General features: G+C 66.3%; 16 protein-coding genes. 4 read left to right on the top strand and 12 right to left on the bottom strand.

The features are described from left to right. Nucleotides 1-88: 88 nt before the first annotated feature. Nucleotides 89-1,342 carry an NAD(P)/FAD-dependent oxidoreductase gene (locus A1D30_RS22350; protein WP_242422007.1) on the bottom strand — a complete coding sequence of 418 codons (1,254 nt, stop codon included), beginning with the start codon at nt 1,340-1,342 and terminating at the stop codon, nt 89-91. 314 nt (nt 1,343-1,656) lie between these two features. On the opposite strand from A1D30_RS22350, the gene A1D30_RS22345 reads away from it, so the two are divergent. Next, nucleotides 1,657-3,627 (top strand): hypothetical protein, encoded by a 1,971-nt coding sequence (locus tag A1D30_RS22345; protein ID WP_206779311.1) that lies wholly within the window; start codon nt 1,657-1,659, stop codon nt 3,625-3,627. Between the two features lie 127 nt (nt 3,628-3,754). Here A1D30_RS22345 and A1D30_RS22340 read toward each other — a convergent pair whose 3' ends face one another. Then, complete coding sequence (locus tag A1D30_RS22340) at nt 3,755-4,576, bottom strand: hypothetical protein (protein ID WP_131798516.1); 822 nt, start codon at nt 4,574-4,576, stop codon at nt 3,755-3,757. A 106-nt stretch (nt 4,577-4,682) separates the two neighbouring features. Between A1D30_RS22340 and A1D30_RS22335 the strand changes: the two genes are divergently transcribed. Continuing rightward, nucleotides 4,683-5,711, top strand: a complete 1,029-nt coding sequence (locus tag A1D30_RS22335) for a LysR family transcriptional regulator (RefSeq protein WP_242422001.1) — start codon at nt 4,683-4,685, stop codon at nt 5,709-5,711. Here A1D30_RS22335 and A1D30_RS22330 read toward each other — a convergent pair. Both A1D30_RS22330 and A1D30_RS22325 read right to left on the bottom strand, forming a co-directional pair. Further along, complete coding sequence (locus A1D30_RS22330) at nt 5,663-7,864, bottom strand: TonB-dependent siderophore receptor (RefSeq protein WP_063462919.1); 2,202 nt, start codon at nt 7,862-7,864, stop codon at nt 5,663-5,665. The two genes, A1D30_RS22335 and A1D30_RS22330, sit on opposite strands and share 49 nt — an antisense overlap. A 240-nt stretch (nt 7,865-8,104) precedes the next feature. Then, the gene (locus A1D30_RS22325; RefSeq protein WP_063462918.1) at nt 8,105-9,280 is read right to left on the bottom strand and encodes an ABC transporter substrate-binding protein; all 1,176 of its coding nucleotides are present in this window, start codon (nt 9,278-9,280) and stop codon (nt 8,105-8,107) included. 206 nt (nt 9,281-9,486) lie between these two features. On the opposite strand from A1D30_RS22325, the gene A1D30_RS22320 reads away from it, so the two are divergent. After that, a complete protein-coding gene (locus A1D30_RS22320) occupies nt 9,487-9,969 on the top strand; it encodes a DUF4124 domain-containing protein (protein ID WP_063462917.1) in 483 nt (160 codons plus the stop codon). 49 nt (nt 9,970-10,018) lie between these two features. On the opposite strand, the gene A1D30_RS22315 is transcribed toward A1D30_RS22320, so the two are convergent. Next, on the bottom strand, nt 10,019-11,152 hold the full coding sequence (locus A1D30_RS22315) for a sterol desaturase family protein (RefSeq protein WP_063462916.1): 1,134 nt from the start codon (nt 11,150-11,152) through the stop codon (nt 10,019-10,021). Between the two features lie 117 nt (nt 11,153-11,269). Between A1D30_RS22315 and A1D30_RS22310 the strand changes: the two genes are divergently transcribed. Continuing rightward, on the top strand, nt 11,270-11,758 hold the full coding sequence (locus tag A1D30_RS22310; RefSeq protein ID WP_063462915.1) for an acyl-CoA thioesterase: 489 nt from the start codon (nt 11,270-11,272) through the stop codon (nt 11,756-11,758). A gap of 68 nt (nt 11,759-11,826) precedes the next feature. On the opposite strand, the gene A1D30_RS22305 is transcribed toward A1D30_RS22310, so the two are convergent. From A1D30_RS22305 to A1D30_RS22275, 7 genes are all read right to left on the bottom strand, one after another. Continuing rightward, nucleotides 11,827-13,302 (bottom strand): glycoside hydrolase family 5 protein, encoded by a 1,476-nt coding sequence (locus A1D30_RS22305; protein WP_063462914.1) that lies wholly within the window; start codon nt 13,300-13,302, stop codon nt 11,827-11,829. Between the two features lie 207 nt (nt 13,303-13,509). Beyond that, complete coding sequence (locus A1D30_RS22300; protein WP_063462913.1) at nt 13,510-14,220, bottom strand: type IV pili methyl-accepting chemotaxis transducer N-terminal domain-containing protein; 711 nt, start codon at nt 14,218-14,220, stop codon at nt 13,510-13,512. Between the two features lie 168 nt (nt 14,221-14,388). Next, on the bottom strand, nt 14,389-15,213 hold the full coding sequence (gene cobA / locus A1D30_RS22295; RefSeq protein ID WP_063462912.1) for a uroporphyrinogen-III C-methyltransferase: 825 nt from the start codon (nt 15,211-15,213) through the stop codon (nt 14,389-14,391). Further along, nucleotides 15,210-16,133, bottom strand: a complete 924-nt coding sequence (ybiB, locus tag A1D30_RS22290; RefSeq protein WP_063462911.1) for a DNA-binding protein YbiB — start codon at nt 16,131-16,133, stop codon at nt 15,210-15,212. Before ybiB ends, cobA begins: the two co-directional genes overlap by 4 nt. Before the next feature lie 168 nt (nt 16,134-16,301). Next, on the bottom strand, nt 16,302-19,139 hold the full coding sequence (locus tag A1D30_RS22285; protein WP_063462910.1) for a nitrate reductase: 2,838 nt from the start codon (nt 19,137-19,139) through the stop codon (nt 16,302-16,304). Nucleotides 19,140-19,257: 118 nt separating this feature from the next. Continuing rightward, nucleotides 19,258-19,659 carry a nitrite reductase small subunit NirD gene (nirD, locus tag A1D30_RS22280; RefSeq protein ID WP_063462909.1) on the bottom strand — a complete coding sequence of 134 codons (402 nt, stop codon included), beginning with the start codon at nt 19,657-19,659 and terminating at the stop codon, nt 19,258-19,260. A 54-nt stretch (nt 19,660-19,713) separates the two neighbouring features. Continuing rightward, nucleotides 19,714-20,526 carry a type IV pili methyl-accepting chemotaxis transducer N-terminal domain-containing protein gene (locus A1D30_RS22275; RefSeq protein ID WP_063462908.1) on the bottom strand — a complete coding sequence of 271 codons (813 nt, stop codon included), beginning with the start codon at nt 20,524-20,526 and terminating at the stop codon, nt 19,714-19,716. Nucleotide 20,527: the final 1 nt, after the last annotated feature.

Genomic DNA, 20,527 nt, shown 5'->3' with positions numbered 1-20,527 from the left:
CGAAAAAAGACGTTGAGGGTGAAAGCCCGGTGGGCTGGCCGGAGTGTAGGTGCGTTGTCCTGGCGGTGTCTTCCGCTTCAGTGATGCGTCATGCACCACCGGCCAGCGGCAGCGCCTGTGCACACGCATGCGCGCTGGCCCAGGCCCACTGGAAGTTGTAGCCGCCCAGCCAGCCTGTCACGTCCACCACCTCGCCAATGAAGTACAGACCGGGTTGTGTCTTGCACTCCATGGTCTGCTGCGATAGCGCCTTGGTGTCCACGCCGCCCAGCGTGACCTCGGCCTTCTTGTAGCCCTCGGTGCCGGTGGGCGTCAGCTCCCAGCGTGCCAGCTGCTCGGCCAGGCGCGCCAGGGCCTTGTCGCTGGCCTCGTTGATGGGGCGCTGCCAGTCGGCCTCGCGGCTGGCCCAGGCATCGGCCAGGCGGCTGGGCACCAGGGTGGCCAGTTCGTTGGTGATCAGCTTGCGCGAACGGGCCTTGCCTTGCGCCAGCGCGGCAGGCATGTCCACCGTGGGCGCAAGGTTGATGGCCAGCGGCGTGCCCTCCTGCCAGTAGCTCGAAATCTGTAGCACGGCCGGGCCCGACAGGCCCCGGTGGGTGAACAGCAGGTCTTCGTCAAACGCCATGCGATTCTTCTTGGCTCCGGTGCTGATCTGGACTGGCAACGCCAGGCCCGCCAACTGCGCATACGGCGCCCAGCCCGCACCGTCAAAGGTCAGTGGCACCAGGCCCGGGCGGCGTTCGACCAGCGGGATGTGGAACTGCTGCGCCAGCCGGTAGCCGAAGTCCGTGGCGCCGATCTTGGGGATCGACAGCCCGCCCGTGGCAATCACCAGCGAGCGCGCTTGCACCGGGCCCCGGTCAGTATCAATTTGATAGCTATCGACGCTTGATGGATGCGCGGTAGCGGCCAAGAAAGCTATGTTTTTGACAGCACAAGGCTGCCAATGGGTCACCCCGCCCGCTGCGCACTCGGCCAGCAGCATGGCAATGATGTCCTCGGCCGAACGGTCGGCAAACAGCTGGCCCTTGTGCTTTTCGTGGTGGGCGATGCCGTGCTTGTCCACCAGCGCAATGAAATCCTGCGGCGTGTAGCGCGACAGCGCCGAGCGGCAGAACTGCGGGTTCTGCCCCACAAAATGCTTGTGCGGCGCGGCCGGGTCCAGATCGCGGTTGGTGAAGTTGCAGCGCCCGCCGCCCGAGATGCGGATCTTCTCCGCCACCTTGTCGGCATGGTCAATGAGCAAAACCTTCAGCCCCCGCTGGCCCGCCTGGCCCGCGCAGAACAGGCCGGCCGCGCCGGCGCCGATGATGATGGCGTCAAAAAATGGAGTCGTCGGCACTTCGTTCGGTTGCGTGGGGTGCAAAAAAGAGTCTGATTGTGCCGCCATTGCTTGTTGCAGTGCTCCGGCCAAGGAGCCGATGGGTGTGCGCCGGATAGCGGTGTTTCTGTTGGTAACGAAGCAGCCGCCATGGCTTTTCTTTGCTGTGATGCACCAATAATGGGCGATTGATCAAGGGAGACCCTGTGGACATTACGTCTCGATTCGATACCCAAGTACAGGCCATCACGCGCCGCCGATTTGGTCAATGGGGCCTGGCAGCGGCAGCCTCCAGTGTTGCTGGCTGTGGCGGTGGAGGGGGGGGAGCGCCCATTGTGGAGCCGCCCGCCAAAGCCGGCACACTGGAAATAGTGGCTGGCGCCTTGGGCGGTGGCGGATTTGCAATCAGCAAGGGCGAAATGGTGCGGTTACCCGCAGAGCTGACGGGACTGAGCTTCAATAGCAAGCGCGATCTTCAGTTTGTGGGGGTGTACGGCCGGGACAGTCGCGTGGGGCGCAGAACCCATGATGGTGTGTCTTCGTTTGCTCCAACGTATCCCCACTCTTTCATTGGCCATCTGTTTGACGCCATGGACCGTTACCTTGTGATGACGGGTGGCGGAAGCGTGCACTATTTGCAGGGGGAAACGCCCGTACTCTTGGCGGGAGGCGGGACTAACACCGGTCTGGTGGATGGAGTGGGCGCGAGTGCTTCTCTCCTTTACTTTGAATCACCCTTGCTGGCCCGAGATGGGCTTGTGTACTTCATTGACCAAGACCCCCAGAAGGGCTTCCAACCCATGTTGCGTACCCTGGGGACGGATGGCACGGTGAAGACATTGTTGCCGCTGCCCCGGGGTAGCCTGCTGCTCGAGTCCGCTGCTGGCGGCGTGCGGCGCTATACCAAGTTCAAGGGCGACCCGTATGAGTGGGCAGACCTGGTGCTGGTGGGCGGTGAGTATCAATGGCGCGTCCTTCCCAACCAGTGGCCTTTTGATCATTGGACTCCCTTGATGAAAGTCCATCGGGACCAGGATGTGTATTGGGCGCTGGCCGAGGGGCAAGGAGCGCAAGAATTCGTCATCGCACACATTGATTTGTCGGGCGTCACGCCATCGGGAGTATGGAAGCTGCGGGGCCGCAAAGTAACGGTTGTTCGAGAGCCGTCGAACACGGCTTCGGGCACTTTGTTTGTCGCATGCAGCGATCCACTTGAGGGCGGGACGGAGGTTGTGGCGTGCAGGTTGGAGATGCCGACGACGGCGGTTTCTCGATGGCTGGGAGCGCGAGCCAATGCAGGCGAGGTGGACGGACAGAGCCAGGCGCGGTTCTGCTTTGTCAGGGGCGCCGAGGCGTTGCCTGACGGGGCTGGCGGTTTGATATTGCTGGAGAACCAGCGAGGCAACTCGTCGGAGGCTGCCCCTGCCGCGGCCCTCCGGTCGGTCAGCGCCTCGGGCCAGGTGGGCACATGGTCTCTGGAGCCTCGTGGTAACCGCATGGCCATGGCCTATGGGCAACTGATCGCCTATGACATCCAGAGCCGCGCCTTGATTCGGACTGCTACGAATGGTCAGTCAGCGTGGCAGACCTGGGTCAGCTCCAGCCATTTCGCGTCCGGAGGGAGGCACGACCCGGGCGTGCAAGTTTTACGCACCGATACGACAGGGCTGCTGTGGTTTGCCACGCGCTATTCGCCACAAGCTGGGGATGGCGATGTGTACTTCGGTAGGGCCAATGGGAATGCGCTGGTTGGCACGATCGATGCCAACGGCCAGGTGAAGATCGTCGCGGGAGACCCGCAAGCCTTGTACACGCCCCAGACTTATCCTTCGTTGGCGCAGCGCCCCTGGTATATGGACATTGCGGACATGGCCTTTGAGGGCGGTGCTGCGCAGGTGTCGTGGGTGCTGTGCAACCGGGTGGAGCTCGATGGCTCCACCAACCTTGTGCAGTTCCATCCCGAACTGGTGCGTATCGACACCCAGGGAATCCAGCGATTTTCGTTATCTCTGGAGATAGACCGCAATCTGCCGGAGTTCTTCCAGGAGCCCTTCAAGCAGATCTGCGTTTTACCCGGCCGACCCGGCGAGGTGTTTCTCTCCAGCGCCTGCGGTGTGCACAGGTGGACGCAGGCCAAGGGTCTTGAGCTGCTGGCAGGCCAGGCCGTGCCCACACCCGGCGGTGTCTTGCTGGGGCCGCTGCCTGCGGGACTGAACCTGGTGAAATTCATGGCCCCTGGGGCCGATCGGCGCAGCCTGTATGTGGGCAGCGAGAACAGTGTGTTGAAGCTGGTGCTGTCAGGTTAGAGGCGTGCAGAAAAAGGCTCTGAGACTTTGATGGTGCCTGGTCAAGTCGGGTTGCGGGCCAGTGTTGCAAGTCCGTTGGCCGTTGGACCGTTGTCGCCCTTCTGTAGCAATTGGTGGCGGGCGGATCTTAGCGGTACCCCTGCGCCTGCGGCGTGTAGAGCACCCGTGCATCCAGCGCGGCCAGTTTTCCGTTGTCCCGGGCCTGCATCGGCGGCACGCGGCCTTCGTAGCGGACGAGGCTGCGCGTGGCGGTGTCGAACGTTGCGCGCAGCGGGGCCACGGCCAGGCGCACCAGCCAGCTGGCGGGTGTGGCTGAGAACACCGTGTGGCCATCCGCCTCCTGGCTCAGCCGGATGTCGAAGCCATGGCTTTCCAGCCGCGACGGCACGGCCAGGCGCACCCGCAACACCTCGCCCGCGCGCAGTGTGTCCCAGTGCTGCAGCATGGTGCCGTGCAGGCTGGGCCCCGCCACCACGGGGGCATCAACAGCTTCGACGGAAGTGCGGGTGGTTCCTGCCGAAGTCCATGAAAAGTGCAGTTGCCGCCCGTCGGGGCTCAACACGGCCGAGCCGCTTTCAAGCGTCTGCCGGTTGGCCACGTCCAGCCGCTGGAAGCTGCGACGCTCCGACAGGCTGACCCGCTCTTCGATGAGGAGCCTGCCGTCAGCGCCATAGGTGAGGTGTGCAGCGCTCAACCCTGCGGGCTGGGTCAGCACCCGGCGTGCGTAGCGGTACAGGGCGGCAGTGCCCGCCGGTGCCGCCATGGGAAACACCTCGCCCCAGTAGACGACGTCGCCCGCCAGAGCGGGGTTGGCGTCCAGCGCGTCCAGCCGCTGTGCAGCAGCGGGGGCCATGCCGATGGCCGCAGCCCCCGCGTTGGCGCGGGCATCCAGCCGGGCCAGGGCAAGGGCCATCAGGCCCGTGGAGAGTGCTTGGCGTCGCCGTGTCATCGTCATTACCCTTTGGTTTGTAAACAACCAAGGCTATCTGGTGGGTAAATTCTGCGAAACCATCGGTTTGTCGATGTTCTATTGCTGAAATAGCAATAATCACCCGATGGATCAGCTCAAATGCCTCCGAGTTTTTGTGCAGGTCGTGGCCGATGGCAGCTTTGCCGGTGCCGCGCGGCACCTGGACATCGCGCCCGCCGTGGCCACGCGCGCCCTCGCCGAGCTGGAGGCGCATCTGGGCGCCCGCCTGCTCAACCGGACGACCCGGCGCCTGGCCCTGACGGAGATCGGCGAGGCCTATCTGGAAACGGCGCGCAGCGTGCTGGCACAGCTGGACGAGGGGGATGAGCTGGCGAGCACGGCCACGCGGCAGCCGGGCGGCACCCTGCGGGTGGCATGCCCCCCGGCGTTTGCCGTGCACCAGCTGGCGCCGGTACTGCCCTTGTTCACGCAACGCTTTCCGCGCATCTCGGTGGAGCTGGCCGTGCCGGGGCCACTGGCTGTGGCCGACGAGGGCTTTGATGTGTCGGTGCTGTCTGTGGGCGGGCAGGCGCCCCAGGGCGCCTTTGTGGCCCGGCCCCTGGCCTGGTCCACCTTCATCCTGTGCGCCAGCCCGGACTATCTGAGTCGGCAGGGTGTGCCCCAGCACCCGCAAGACCTCGCCGGGCACACCGGCGTGGCCCCCGCCATTGCAGGGCAGCGGCGCGAGCTGACGCTTTACTGGCGCGGCGCGGAGCCACCCGCGCAGGGCGACGGCGCCGTGGTGGTGCCCATGGCATCTGCCCCCCTGGCCACCAGCCACATCGACACCATGCTGGCGCTGGCCCTGGCGGGCGGTGGCGTGGTGGGGCTGCCCAGTTTCGTCGCCCTGCACGCCGTGCGGGCGGGGCAGCTGGCGTGGGTGCTGCCCCAGTGGCGCGGCACGGTGCTGCGCCTGTTCGCCGCCATGCCCACCCGCAAGCACGTGCCTGCTCGCACGCGCCTGTTCATGGACTTTCTTGTGGCGCAGTTTGGGGGGCGGAGACGGATCCCTGGCTGGATGCGCTTGGTCCGCTCCGTTGAGTCGGTCTCTGCGGTTGTTGGCCGTCAGAATGCTGCGCGCAATGTCAGGCTCAGGTTGCGCGGGTCGGCGTAGTTGCCGTAGTCCAGGTTGGCCCAGTATTTCTGGTTGGTCACGTTGTTCACGGCCAGCGTGGCGCTGAGCTTGGGGTTGAACTGCCAGGATGCGCGCAGGTTGAGGATGGCCTTGGGCGATTGCTTCACCGTTACCGTGCCGCTGGGGTGCGGGATGTTGAAGCCCTCGATGGCGCTTTGCCAGGTCAGGTTGCCGCCCACCGACAGGGGCGCGAGCGTGCCCGACAGCTGGTAGTCCGTGCCCAGCTGCAGCAGGTAGTCGGGCATGTTGGCGTAGATCAGGTCGGTGGGTGCGCGCGTGACCTTGGCGCGGGTGAGGCCCGCACTCACGCGCCACTGGTTGGTGGCCATGCCTGCGAACTCCAGCTCGAAGCCGGTGGATTTCGTGCCGTTCACGGCAACGTAGGGCAGGGTGCCGTCGGGCAGCGGCGTGGTGATGGCGCTGTCGCGCACGCCGAAGTTGTCCTGTTTTGTCTGGAACACCGCAAAGTGCGCCTGGATGCGGCGCTCGAACAGATCGGCCTTGAGGCCGGCCTCGGCATTGCTGCCGACGACGGGCGACAGTGGGTTGTTGCTGCGGTCTTTGTAGTTCTGCGGGTTGAAGATGCGTGCGTAGCTGGCGTAGGCCGACAGCGTGGGCGAGATGTCGTACACCGCACCCACATAGGGCGTGGCCTTGCGGTTTTCATCCTGGATGGCTGAGCGGCCCGCATAGGTGCCTGTGGTTCCATAGGTGTCGGAGTGGCGGTGCCAGTCGGTCAGGCGCAGGCCGGTGAGCACGGACAGCGGATCGGTGACGCGCCAGCGCGCCGAGGCGAACAGGCCCGTCTGCTGCGTGATTTGTGTGCGCGAGGCGCCGGTCTTGGAGTACGTGGGCGCAGGCGCGCTGCCGTCCCAGGTGTAGATGTTGGGGATCACGTAGCTCCAGCCCGCCACCGAGGTGTAGCCGTCGGTGCGCGTGGCGGTGCGGGTGGAACTCATGCCCACCACCAGGTCGTGCTTGCGGCCGCCCAGCTCGAATTTGCCCGACAGGTAGGCGTCCACCGTGTCCTGCTTTTCGCTGCCGCCGCTGACGGCGGCATACAGCGTGGTGCCCGCGCCCGTGACGGGGTTGATGAAGGGTGCTCTGGCGGTGGTGGCGCCGTAGCCGTAGGTGCTCAGGCGGAAGGTGTCGCCTTCGGTGTGGTTCAGCGCAGCCTTCAGGCTCCAGTCGTCATTGATCTGGTGCTCCAGGGTTGCGTAGAGCGTGCCCGAGGTGCGCTCCCAGCGCGTCCACGATGGCGAGAAGCTGGTGGAAATTGGCAGGTCAATCGGCGCGCCCGTGGTGGCAAAGCGCGGGATGGTGCCCCAGATGGGCGCCTTGGGGTCGTTGGACTGGCGCTGGTAGCCCACCGACACCACGGTGGCGGTGCCGATATCTGCCTCCACGGCCGCGAGCAGGGCGGTCTTGTCCTCGGAGTAGCGGTCGCGGAAGCTGTCCTTCTTCTGCGGGGCCACCACCAGGCGGCTGCGCACGCTGCCGTCGCTGTTGAGTGGGGCGTTGATGTCCAGCTCGCCCCGGTACAGGTTCCACGACCCGGCGGTGAGCGCCACAGACGCAGCGAACTCGCGCTGCGGGCGTTTGCGCACCATGTTGATCGTGGCCGAGGGCACGCCCACACCGGTCTGGATGCCGTTGGCGCCGCGCACGATGTCGATGCGCTCGTACAGCGCGGTGTCGAACTCCTGGTTGGTGCTGCTGCTGTAGCTGGGCAGGCCGTCGATCTGGAAGTCGGTGATCTGGAAGCCCCGCGCGTAGTACAGCGGGCGCTGGGTGTCGTAGAAGCTCACGGCAATGCCGTTCACGTTGCGCAGCACGGCGTCGATGCTGGTGAGCGACTGGCGCTCGATCTGCGCACGGTTCACCGTGCTGACCGACTGCGGCGTTTCACGCGCCGTGAGCTGCAGCCGGGTGGAAGCACTCTCGCGCGCACCCGACACGGTGACGCTGTCGAGCGCCTTGGGCGCCACGACCTGGTCGGTGGTAGTGGCCGAAGGGGTGTCTGAGGCTGCGGGCTGCTGGGCCCAGGCGGTGCCCGCCAGGTTGGCGGCAAGGGCGGCAGCGATGGCCAGGGGATGAACGGCACAGACAAGGCGCCTGCGGGGTGCGGACATGGACGGGCTCCAGAGAGAAAAGCGGTGACGGGCTGGCTTGCAGCGCTTTTCTACGAGAGCACGGCTGGCTGGAAATAATCGTAAAAATTGTAAACGCGAATGGGAATGATTGTTGATTGCAATGATCCTTGGCGGCTCAATCCCAGCTGTTTTGTCGCAATGGCGCAACGTGCCCGGCGTGTGGCCGGGCATGGGGGATGGGCGCAGCACCAGGCTCTGCGCCCGTGCGGGAGCAGGTTCCTACTGCCGGTACACCCCGCCAGAGCCCACTACCGCGATGTCCACATAGTTGGAGCCATGGTGGTTCTGCGCACTGAACTGGTAGCCGAAGCCACCCAGGTCCAGGGTGCCCAGGCTTTCCATGGCCTGGGCGAGGCTGGCGCGCGTCACACCGGGACCGGCGGCACGCAGGCCTTCGATGAGCACGCGTGCGTCCATGTAGCCGGTGTAGCGGTCGTAGTCCACCGGTTTGTCGTGGCGTTTCATCGATGCCTGGAAGTCGCGCGTGAGCGCTATCGTGGGCTTGCTGGGCGAGGGGCCGGTGCGTGCCACGGCCAGGCCGCGTGCATCGTCGCCCAGCGCCTTGAGCACGGCGGTGCCTGCGCCCAGCGACAGGGTGTAGACCGGCACGCCCAGGTGCGCGCGGTTGGCGCGCACATAGGCCACCACGGACGGGCCTGCCGCCACCAGCAGCACGGCCTGCGGCTTTTGCGCGGCGAGTGCCTTGGCGGCGGTGTTGGCGTCGTCACCCGAGGAGGCCAGTGCGTGCGACCCGGCCAGTGTCGCGCCCTCGGCGGCAATGGTTTTTTCGACCAGGGGCAGCAGCAGCTTGCCAAAGTCGTTGTTCTCGTAGGCCACGGCGATGCGCGAGGTCTGCACCGCCACGAGGTTGCGCACGATCTTCACCAGCTCATCGGCATAGCTGGCGCGGGTGGTGAACAGGTAGGGGTGTTGCTGTGCGCGGATGGCGGGACTGCCGGTGTACACCGAGATCAGCGGGAGCTTGGCCTGGGCAAGGTAGGGCAGCAGTGCCATGACCTGCGAGGTGCCCGACACGCCAAACAGGGCCAGCACGCCGTCTTTTTCGCTCAGCTGCTTGGCGTTTTCGAGTGTGCGGCGCGGGTCGAAGCCATCGTCCAGCGTCACCAGCCGGATCTTGCGGCCGCCAATGCCGCCCTTGGCGTTGGCGTCTTCGATGGCGGCATCCTGCCCCTCGTGGATGGGGGACAGAAAGGGCGCCATGCCACCGGACAGCGCCGTGGAGCGCCCGATCAGAATGTCTGCCTTGCCTGCTGCGGGCTGCGCCATGGCGGGCAGGCTGGCCAGGGCTGCTCCGCCTGCCAGCGCGAGCATCAGGCTGCGGCGATGCGCCTGGGTGGGGTGTTGGCCGGTGGGCAAAACAGTGGGGGTGGTCATCGCGCAAAGTCTCCTGGTGCGGGCCGCCGTGGCCGCTATGTGGGGGCCACGCATCGTAGGAGGGCTGCAGGCTGCGCGCCCACCGGGTTTGTACCCGGGGCGCGTCATGTGAGGGACAAGTTCTTGCCTCCCCTGCGTGGCCGACCGCGCCGGTCAGCGCCAGGCGGCGCGGTAGCATGTGCCATCCACCCGACGAGGACTGAGTCATGAATCCGATCCGTTACGCCGCCTGCCTCCTGGTGCTGGGCCTTGTGGCCCCGGCCTGGGCGGTCAACAAATGCACGGATGCCAACGGCAAGGTGTCGTTTCAGGATGCGCCCTGTGTGGGCGAGGGCGAGAAGATCGATGTGCGGCCCGCCATCCAGGGGGCGACGCCCGTCCGGCCTGCTCCTTCTGCGGGCAAGGAGGGCGCATTTGGCGCTTCGTGGCAGCGCAAGCAGTACCTGCAGACCCAGGGCGTGCCGCAGGCGCGCGCGGCCCTTGCGCGCAACCAGCAGGAATGCACGGCACAGCCTGCCGAGGCGACGACCCAGTCGGGCCCTTTGCGGCGCAGCACCCTGCCGTCGGGCAACCAGTTCCCGAAGGACCTTGCAGCGGCCGCCGCCAAGGACAAAGCGGCGTGTGATGCCCGCAGCAATGAGTTGCGTGAGCAGCTGAGGCAGCTGGAAGAGGAACTCAGCGCCTTGTAGGCCGCCGGGTGGGTGGGTGGGTGAGGGCAGAGGCTGTCGGCCTCCGTTCTCAGCCCTTCCAGGTGAATGGAAACTTGAACTGCTTCACAAAGCCGTTGGGCACGTAGTCGCCCAGCACGCCATAGTGCTCGGGCCAGAGCTTGGTGCTTTTGACGGCGGTGCCAAACAGGTAGTCCAGAAACGCGAAGTGCGCGGCGTAGTTCTTGTCCAGCGCCTCCTGGTCCTGGCTGTGGTGCCAGTGGTGGAAGTTGGGCGTGACCAGCACGTAGCGCAGCGGCCCCAGGCGCACGCTCACATTGGCGTGGTTGAACACGGCCTGGAAGCCCACGATGACGATGTAGGCGTCGATCACTTCCTTGCTGAAACCCAGCACGTAGATGGGGGCCAGCACCAGCGTGCGGGTGATGAGCAGCTCCAGGATGTGTTGGCGCGATCCGGCCATCCAGTCCATGCTTTTGACGCTGTGGTGCACGGCATGCAGGCGCCACAGCACGGGCACCTCGTGGTAGGCGCGGTGCGTCCAGTACTGCACCAGGTCGGCCACCAGCACGATGAGGAACAGCGCCACCCAGAAGTTCAGCCCCTGCACCCAGCCGCGAATGCCGTCGCTGGCCGCCCAGCCGAAGAACTTGTGCACGATGAGGTTGGTGGCCAGCAGCACAAAGCCCACCACCATGTGGTTGACGATGAAGTGGTGGAAGTCCGTCTGCCATTCAGCGCGAAAGATGGGCTGGTCCTTGCGCAGCGCAAACAGCTTCTCGATGAAGATGAAGATCAGCGAGCTGCCCAGCAGGTCGAGGATGAACCAGTCGAGACCAATGTAGGGCGTGTTGTCGGGGAAGTTCGGGTCCACCTCCACCTTGTGGCCACCCAGCAATGCCGTGATGGCCACCACAGCAAACGCAAACGTGGCCAGCCAGCGCGCGCGGTTGAACAGGATGTTGACCAGCGAGATGCCGCCCGCAATGGCCATGGCCGAGAGCATGATGGTGCGGATCACCGTCACGTCATAGCTTTTGCGCAGCTGCGGTGTGGTCAGGTACTCCGGGAAGTGAAAAGCCAGCACGCCCAAGAAGCACAGGATGGCCAGCGTGAGCGCAATCACGCCCGATACCAGTCCCTTGCCGGTGCGCAAGGCGCCGTGGCTTTCGGTGAATTCGTTGAGTTTTTCTAGTTCGATCATCGGTTCCTCCTCGCACCGGTCAGCAGGTGCTGCGCGAGTGTAGCGAAGCTGCCACCCGCAGCGCAGCGGGCTCAACTTGCACGCGACGCAGCGCACATGGCTTTCTAAAATCGGGGCATGAACATCCCTTCACACCAACTGAGCATGACCGTGCTCATGTCGCCCGACATGGCCAATTTTTCGGGCAACGTGCACGGCGGCGCCATCCTCAAGCTGCTGGACCAGGTGGCGTATTCGTGCGCCAGCCGCTACTCGGGCTGCTACACCGTGACGCTGAGCGTGGACCAGGTGATGTTTTTGCAGCCCATCCATGTGGGCGAGCTGGTGACCTTTCTGGCCAGCGTGAACTACACGGGCAGCTCGTCGATGGAGGTGGGCGTGAAGGTGGTGGCCGAAGAGATCCGCTCGCAGGTGGTGCGGCATGTGAACAGCTGCTTTTTCACCATGGTGGCCGTGGACGAGTCGCGCAAGCCCGTGCAGGTGCCGCCGCTATCGCCCTCCACCCCCGATGAGCGCCGCCGCTGGGATGCAGCCCTGCTGCGCAAATCCTTGCGCAAGGAGCTGGCGGAGCGGTTCCGGCAGGTGCGCGAAACTGCTGGTGGGTAGAAAAAAGAGCCGTGAAATAAAAAGGGCCCCTGCATGGCAGGGGCCCTTGTTCATGGGGTGATGGTTGGTCAGCGGGCGGCGCAGAAGCCGAATTCTGCCGAGGCCCCGGGGGCAAGCGTCTGGTTCCAGCTCACACCCGACGCGCTGAGGTTGCCACCCGCCTGGGACCAGGTGGCGTTCCACAGGTTGTTGATGGTGCCGCTCACCGGGACGCTGATGGCCCAGTTGCCGGTGGCATTGCCCATGTTGATGACCTTGACCTGCTGGCAGTAGCCCGAGCCCCAGTCGCTGTTGACTGTCTGCACCACGGAGAAGTTGGCCACTGGCGTGGGGGTGGGCGTTGGAGTCGGCGTGGGAGTAGGTGTTGGGGTGGGCGTGGGAGTAGGTGTTGGGGTGGGCGTGGGAGTAGGTGTTGGGGTGGGCGTGGTGCCATCGCCCCAGAGGCGTTGCAGCAGTTGCACCTTGTCCGTGCGCACGGTGGTCCAGTCATCGTCCAGGATGCCGCCGGTGTCGCCGCTGTTGGGGTTCCACGACCAGTAGAAGCCGCTGCGCATGCCCTTGGCCGTCAGGTAGTCCACCAGCGTGTTCTGCCACTGCACATCGCGCGCATCGCCCCGGCCGAACTTGCCGCCGAACTCGCCCAGCACCACGGCGTGGCCCGCCTGCACAAATTGGCCGAAATGCTGTTCCCAGATGGCGGGCATGTTGCTGGGGAAGTCGGAGGCGTTGAAGTACGACTGCACATACACGTCCGGCCCGTAGGTGTGCGGTGCCAGCAGCAGCCGGTTGGCTGGAATGTTCAGGGGCGTGCATGCCAGGGGTTCGAGGTTGCCACCCCAGAAATGGGCGCTGTTGCTGGAGCAGCCGGGGTTTTCGCCAACACCTTCCACCGCAATCAGCCAGTGGGGGGCCAGTGGCAGCACGGCGGCGGCAGCGCGCTCGGCCGCCCGGTTCCAGTCGGTGGCGCTGTTGCCCGTACCCCAGGTGGCGGCGCCATGGGGCTCGTTTTTGATGTCAATGCCGATGACGCCAGGCACGCCCGCATAGCGCTGTGCCACAAAGCTCAGGTCGCTGATCCATTGCTGCTCGCTGTAGCTGGGGGTGTACCAAAGCTCGCTGATGGTCTGGCAGTCGGGGGTGTGGTGGTCCAGCAGCACATACATGCCGCGCGCGCTCAGCTCGCCCACCACCTTGTCCATGACCTGGATGGCCGAGAGGCCTTGCAGATCGGTGTTGCGGCCATAGTCGATGCTGTTGGGCGGGGCCGACCCGTGCAGTGTGGCGGGGCAGAACGGCAGGCGCACGGCGTTGAACCCCTGGGCCTGCATCTGCGTGATCATGTCCTTCCAGTTGCGGGCCCATAGGCCGTGCACCACATGCGTGTTGGTTTCAAAACCAAACCAGTTCACGCCGCGCAGCTGAATGGCCTGGCCTGCATCGTTGACGACCTTGCCGGCCTGAATGCCGTAGCTCCAGGCTGCGCTGCTGCCCATCAGCAGGCAGCCGGCCAGAGCGAGGTTTTTGCACAGGTTCGTCAGCTTCATGGTGTGTGTCTTTGTGGTTTTCGGGCCAAGGGCGAATGTCGGTGCGTCTCGGGACTGTGTGACGCCATCTCGGTGCATCCCGAAGGATGTCCGGAGGGTCGCATGCAGGCTCGTTTCCCGGTCACGCGAATTGTAAAAGCATGTACGCGGGTCTTTGGGCAGATTGTGATGTGCAAACAGCCATTGCCCCGGCTGCCAGGGTGGCCGTCAGCTGTTGTTGCCCGTGCGGCTGCGCCCGGCCAGCGACACCGCCTGCAGCGACAGGCCATCGATCTCGTTGGTGATGCCGGACAGCACATTGGCCACCACGGCGAACTCGCGGCCGTGCTGGCCTGCGCGGGCGGCCATCACCTGGGCGTTGAAGCTGACCACCTTGGCCTCGCGGGCCACGGTCTGGATGGAGGCCACGATGCCTGCGAGTTCCTTCATCAGGGTTTCGGACTGGGCCTTGCTCACCTGGTCAAACGCGGTGGTGGCGGTGTTGAGGGCATCCAGCACACTGTCGGTGGATTCGACCAGCCGGGCCAGGGCCTCTTCCACGCGCGGGCTCTGGCGCTCGGTCAGGCCGAGCGCGGTCTCTACCTGCTGCGCAAACTGGTCGATGGTGGCACGCACCCCCGAGGGGCCCTGGTACACCCTGCGGATGATGTCTGCGCTGACGGCGTCCAGGTGGCGCGGCGTTTCGACCAGGCGGGCCTGGCTGTCGGCAAACAGCGCCAGGGTGCTGCGCGCGGCTTTCAGGTGCAGGTCACTGCCGCGTGCAGCCAGCACGGTCTGCAGCACCATGCGCTGCGACAGCATGCGCTGGCGCGCCGCGAGGTTGACCAGCGACATGCCGCTGTCGCGCGGTGCGGCCGAAGTGGAGGAAGGCAGCGTGGGCATGCTGATGGTGCGTGCAGGGGCTGGGAAGGCTGCCATGGGGTTCCTTGTGCTTGTGGCATTCAGATACTTGCAGTCAAGCAATACCTGGGCCAACGTAGGGTTGCGCAGTGCGGGGGTGGATCAAAAAAAGGCGTGCAGAAGCCCGGCCCAGCGCTGGGTTCAGCGCTGCGTCCGATGGTCAGGAGATGGAGGGAGGCGCTGTGCTCAGCCCACGCGCAAGGCCTGGGGCGCCTGCGCGGCATCCAGCGATGCCAGGGCCACGCCCCGCACCACATCGCCCACCACGATCACCGAGGGGCTGGCGAGCCCCTCGCGCGTGATGGTGGCGTGCAGGTGGCCCAGCGTGGTGACCGCATGGCGCTGGTGGGGCAGGCTGGCGTGCTGGATCACGGCCACGGGGGTGCTGGCGGGCAGGCTGGTGAGCAGTTCCTGCTCGATGGTGGCTGCACCGCTCACGCCCATGTAGATGATCAGCGTGAGCTTGGCGTCGCGGGCAGTGCGGGCCAGGGCCTGCCAGTCGGTGCCCGCGTCGCCCGGCTTGGCGTGGCCGGTGATGAAGACCACGCCATGCGCATGTTCACGGTGCGTGAGCGGGGCACCCAGCGAGGTGAGCCCGGCCAGGCCCGCCGTGATGCCGTTGATCACGCTGACCTGCACGCCCGCAGCGCGCAGGTGCTCCACCTCCTCGCCGCCGCGCCCGAAGATGAACGGATCGCCGCCCTTGAGGCGCACCACGTTCTCGCCCTCGCGCACGGCCATGAGCATGAGTTTTTCGATGAAGGCCTGGGGGGTGCTCTTGCAGCCCCCCCGTTTGCCCACGTACACGATGCGGGCTGTGGGGGATGCATGGGCCACGATGGCATCGCTCACCAGGTCATCCACCAGCAGCACGGTAGCGGCCTGGATGGCCTTCAAGGCCTTGATCGTCAGCAGCTCCGGGTCGCCGGGGCCTGCGCCCACCAGGGTGCAGCTGCCGCCAGTCGCCAGGGGGGATGCGGGATGGGTGGTGGGGGGCGTGGGGCGGCTCATGGGGATGTCTCCGAAGCAGTTTGATCAGCCAGCTGCAAGATATGTTCCACCTGCCGCTCGATGGCGGGGGGAATAGGCAGCTCGCCCGCCAGAACGCGGCGTGTGTAGACCGCCGTGGTCGCCACGTCGATTTCGGCGGGCAGGCCGGGCACCTCGCTGGCGGTACCGGGTTGCTGCGCGTCCAGCACCTGGTGCACGCCGCGCACAAAACCGTCGTAGCGGGGTGTGCGGCGTGGGTCGGTGGCCACCTCGCCTTCCAGCCCGCGCGAGAGCAGGGCACTCATGCCCAGCGTGCGGAAGGTGGTTTGCAGCATCTCAAAATATTCGGGGTGTGTGTAGGCCGTGACGACCACCGAGGCGCCCGCGCAGGGGCTCATCAGCTTGACCACACTGTGCCCCGGGTTGCGCAGGCCCACCACCTCGCGCACGGCCAGCAGGCGCGCCAGGCCCGCGTGCAGGTGCTGGGTGTGGATGTGGCGCACGGTGCCGTTTGCTACTTTTTCAGGAGCTGTCAGCGCAGGCACATCCAGCGCCAGCAGCACATCCGAAGCCAGAATCCGCCGCGCCTCGGTGCGCATGCCATGCAGCAGCACGGGCAGGCCTTCGCGCGCCAGCAGCAGCGCCAGCAGCGGGGTCAGCACCGGCAACTTGCGCGCGCCGTTGTAGCTGGGCAGCACGATGAGCGGGCGGTCGGTGGCGGGCAGCAGCGCCAGGCGGCTGTGCGTGGCGTCCAGGAAACCGCACATCTCCTCTGCCGTCTCGCCTTTGATGCGCATGGCCAGGCAGAAGGCGCCGATCTCCAGGTCGCTCACCTGCCCGTCCAGCACCTGGCCGAACAGGTCCGTGGCCTGCTCGCGCGACAGCGGCTTGGCGCCGCGCGCGCCGCGCCCAATCTCTTTGATGTACTGACTGATGCCCATGGTTCTTGGTGGCGGGACTTGTGAAACAGGGCTTCAGCGTCGTTGTTTCGGCTTGCCGTACAGGCGTACTGTCTGCGCCGAAAGCGCCTAGCTGCAGCCCTGTTGCACAAGTCCTGGTGGGGTTTGTTGGTCCGAGGGCTATTTTCCTGCAAGCAAGAGAACTTTTGGTTATATGACGGCCTGCGCCATGGGCTTGGACGCCAGCGGCCCCGTGGCCCGCACCATGCGTTTCAGCTCGGGCAGGCAGGATCCGCAGTTGGTGCCGCAGCGCAGCTTGCCCTGCAGTTGTGCCAACCGGTCGTCGTCGGTGCCGTGGCAGTGCGCCAGCTCAGCGGTGATGGCCGCGTCCGTCACGTTGAAGCAGGTGCACACCGACTTGCCACGCGACTGCACGGCCACGGGCGCCTTGGCGCCGGGCACCAGCAGCAGGCGGCCGTAGGTCTGGGCGGGCAATTCTTCTTGCAGCAGGGTCTTGAGCCAGCCTTCGGCGCTGGTGTCGCCCGCGAGCACGATGCCTTCGAGCGTGGTGGTGTCCCCATGGCGGGCCAGCCGCGCGGCGCGGCGCTGGCCGCGTTTTTTGTCGGCATAGCGCAGCGTGTCGGCGCCAGCCAGGCCCATCAGGGATTCGATGCGCTCTACCGTGGCGTCGGGCGGTGCCTCGTGCGCGGCGGCGCGCAGCAGCACGCCCACACGCTCGCGGCCCGGTTCGCTCAGGGGCGTGTTGTTGCTGAAGGGCACACAGCTGGCAAACGGAAACTGCGCCATCAGTGCGGACAGCGCCTCGCGTGTGGCCTGGGCGCTGTCGGCGGGCAGCCAGGCCATGGCCAGCAGTGTCCAGGGCAGCTCGGCCTTGAGCACCTTCACGGCCGCGTGCTTGAGTTCGGGCTGTTTGGACGTGGGGCAGTAGGCCGAGGTGGTGAGCGCATTCACGCCCGCCAGGCGTTCGCCGGTGGACGAGCAGCCGCTCAAAAATTCGCTGCCCCAGTGCATGGCCATGAAGGCCTGCGAGAGGCCCACGGTGCCGTCGCCCTGCGCAGGCACCACGATGGTGCCGCGCTTGCTCGTCACGTAGACCAGGTCGCCGTTCTTCAGGCCGCGCCGCTCCATGTCCTGCGGGTGCAGCTGCACGCTGGGCTCGGCCACATGGCCGAACAGGCGGCCCAGGGTGCCGGTGCGTGTCATGCCGTGCCACTGGTCGCGCAGGCGGCCGGTGGTCAGGCTGAAGGGGTAGCGCGATTCGCGCTGCTCGGCCGTGGGTTGCCAGGCATGGGCCGCAAAACGCGCACGGCCGTCAGTGGTGGGGAACACGCCGTCTTCGTACAGGCGGGCTTTGCCGGTGGTGGCGCCTTCAGGCAGGGGCCATTGTTGGGGGCCTTGGGATTCAAGCATGTCCCACGACAAACCGGTGATGTCCAGGTCGCGCCCGCGTGTGCTTTCGCGGTGCTCGTTCCACACGGTTTCGGCGCCCGCATCGGCGGCGTCCGTGGCGTAGGGGAACAGCGTGGGCTGGCCGGGGCGCAGGCGTGCCTCCAGTTGGTGCGCAAACTGCACCGCAATGGCCCAGTCGTGGCGTGCCTGGCCGGGCGCGGGCACGGCAGTGCGCACGCGCGAGATGCGGCGTTCACTGTTGGTCACCGTGCCAGTCTTCTCGCCCCAGGTGGTGGCGGGAAGCAGCAGGTCGGCATAGGCACAGGTGGCGGCGGTGGCAAAGGCCTCCTGCACCACCACAAACTCGGCGCGTTGCAGCGCGCGGCGCACCGTGGCCTGGTCGGGCATGCTTTGCGCGGGGTTGGTGCAGGCAATCCACAGCGCCTTGATCTCGCCGTCGGCGGCGGCCTGGAACATTTCCACCGCTGTCTTGCCCGGCTTGCTCGGCACATCGGCCACGCCCCACAGCGCAGCCACTTCGGCGCGGTGCTGCGGGTTGGCCAGGTCGCGGTGGGCGCTGAGCAGGTTGGCCAGGCCGCCCACCTCGCGCCCGCCCATGGCGTTGGGCTGGCCCGTCAGGCTGAAGGGGCCCGCGCCGGGCTTGCCGATCTGCGCGGTGGCCAGGTGCAGGTTGATGAGCGCGGCGTTTTTGGCGGTGCCGCTGCTGCTCTGGTTCAGGCCCTGGCAGTACAGGCTGAGCGTGGCTTTGGACTGTGCAAACCACTGGGCGGCAGTGGTCAGGTCGGCCACGCTGATGCCACAGGTCTGCGCCACACGCTCGGGCGTGTAGTCGCGCACCAGGGCCTTGAGTTCGTCAAAGCCCGTGGTGTGTGCGGCGATGTATTCGGCGTCCGTCCAGCCCTCCCACAGCATCAGGTGCAGCATGCCGTTGAACAGCATCACGTCGCTGCCGGGCTGGATGGGCAAAAACAGGTCGGCCATACCAGCGGTGTCGGTGCGGCGCGGGTCGGCCACGATGACCTTCATGCCCGGGTTGGCGGCGCGTGCGTCTTCGATGCGGCGGAACAGGATAGGGTGCGCCCAGGCCGCGTTGCTGCCCACAATGAACAGGCACTGCGCGTGTTTCACGTCGTCGTAGCAGGCAGGCGGCGCGTCGGCGCCCAGGGTCTGCTTGTAGCCCGCCACCGCGCTGCTCATGCACAGGCGCGAGTTGGTGTCGATGTTGTTGGTGCCAATCAGGCCCTTGGCGAGCTTGTTGAAGACGTAGTAGTCCTCGGTGAGCAGCTGGCCGCTGACGTAAAAACCCACGGCGTCGGGGCCGTGCTGCTGGATGATGCGGGCAAACTTGTCGGTGGCCAGGCCCAGGGCCGCGTCCCACGAGATGGCGTGCGGCGCGTCGTTGCGCTGCAGGCGCTGCTGTGGCTGCAGCAGCCGGGTCTGCAGCGTGATGGGGCTGCTGGCCGTGAGGTGCAGGGTCGAGCCCTTGGTGCACAGGCGGCCAAAGTTGGCGGGGTGGTTGGGGTCGCCCCGCACGCCGGTGATCTGGGGGCCGTTGCTTTCGATGATCACGCCGCAGCCTACGCCGCAGTAGGGGCAGGTGGATTTGGTTTCTTGCATGGCGATGGGCCTGGAATTGTGATCTTTTTAGGGGCTTTGCGCGCGTCTATCAAGCGCTTATAGCTATATTATTTATAGCATTATGAGTGGCGGCGGCCTGCGTTGCAGCCATGGTGGCTCATGCCGTGGCGGTGCGCCGTGCAGGCCCTGCGACGGGGCGGGCCAGGTCGGTTGCCAGCGTGGCCAGTTCGTGGCTGTTGAGGTACACCGCGCCATCCTCCACCTTCACCGCAAATTGCGGCGTGCAGCCTTCGTCGGGGGCGGCAGCCTGGCCGTCGCACAGGCCGATGGTCCAGTTGTGCAGGGGGCATGCCACCTGCGTGCCAAACACGATGCCGTGCGACAGCGGGCCGCCCTTGTGGGGGCAGCGGTCCAGCAGCGCAAACACGCCACCTGCGTCGTTGCGGAACACCGCCACGTCCAGCCCTGCGGGGCGCGCCACACGGCGTGCGCCCAGCACGGGGATGTCGTCCACGCTGCAGATGAGCTTCCAGTCGGGGGTGGGGTGGTTCGTGGTCATGGGGTGGTCCTTGGGGATTTTTTAGGGGTGTGGGGCGGACTCGATGGCAGGTTCTCAGGTGCCGAGCGCGGCATACATGCCGGTCACGCGGTCCATGCTGGCCAGCAGGTTTTCGCTGCTCACAAACACTTCAGACACCTGGCGGAAGGTGTTGCTGGCGTTGCCCAGGCGCTGCAGGGCCGCGTCGAAGAACACCCACTGGCTGTCGGCCAGCAGCAACTCCTGGCGGATGCGCACGGTGGCCTGCGGGGCGCTGCGCAGCAGCTCGGTGGCTTTCAGGAATTCGTCGCGCGCCTTGGCGATCTCGGTGGTGGCGTTGGCCGTGTCCACGCCCAGCATGGCCGACAGGCAGAACTTGGCCATGCGCTGGCTCAGCATGCGCTGGCGCCCGGCCACGTTCACCAGGTAACCCACGGGCTTGCCCAGCGCGGCTTCGTACTGCGAGGTGCCCTGGTGGGCCAGGGCCAGCACCTTGGCGTCGGCCTGCAGCAGCGCGGCCACGCCGTCGCGCGAGGGAGTGGTGCCCATCAGCGTGGCCTTGTGGTCGGCCCAGGCGCCTTCGAGTTTCACGTACGTGTCGCGGATGGTGGGCGAGGGCGCAAAGGCCTTCAATTCGCCCAGCTGGCGCTCAAACAGCGCCAGGGACTGCTCCAGCACGGCGCGCGCCGCCGGGGTGTCGGCCTTGTGGGCCAGGGCCAGCCAGGCCTTGCCCATGCGCTGGCTCAGCATGCGCTGGCGCCCGGCCTTGTTGATGGCGTCGTTCAGGTCGGCCACCTCGGCCTGGGCCTTGCCCGCAGGCACCAGAAGGCCCAGGGCGCCCCAGGCCGTGGTGTAGCCCGCAGAGGTCAGAAGGGTACGGCGTTGCATG

Source organism: Acidovorax sp. GW101-3H11, assembly GCF_001633105.1.
Classification (GTDB): domain Bacteria; phylum Pseudomonadota; class Gammaproteobacteria; order Burkholderiales; family Burkholderiaceae_C; genus Acidovorax.
Note: the sequence above shows the minus strand (reverse complement) of the source record. Positions and strands in the feature narration are given on the sequence as shown.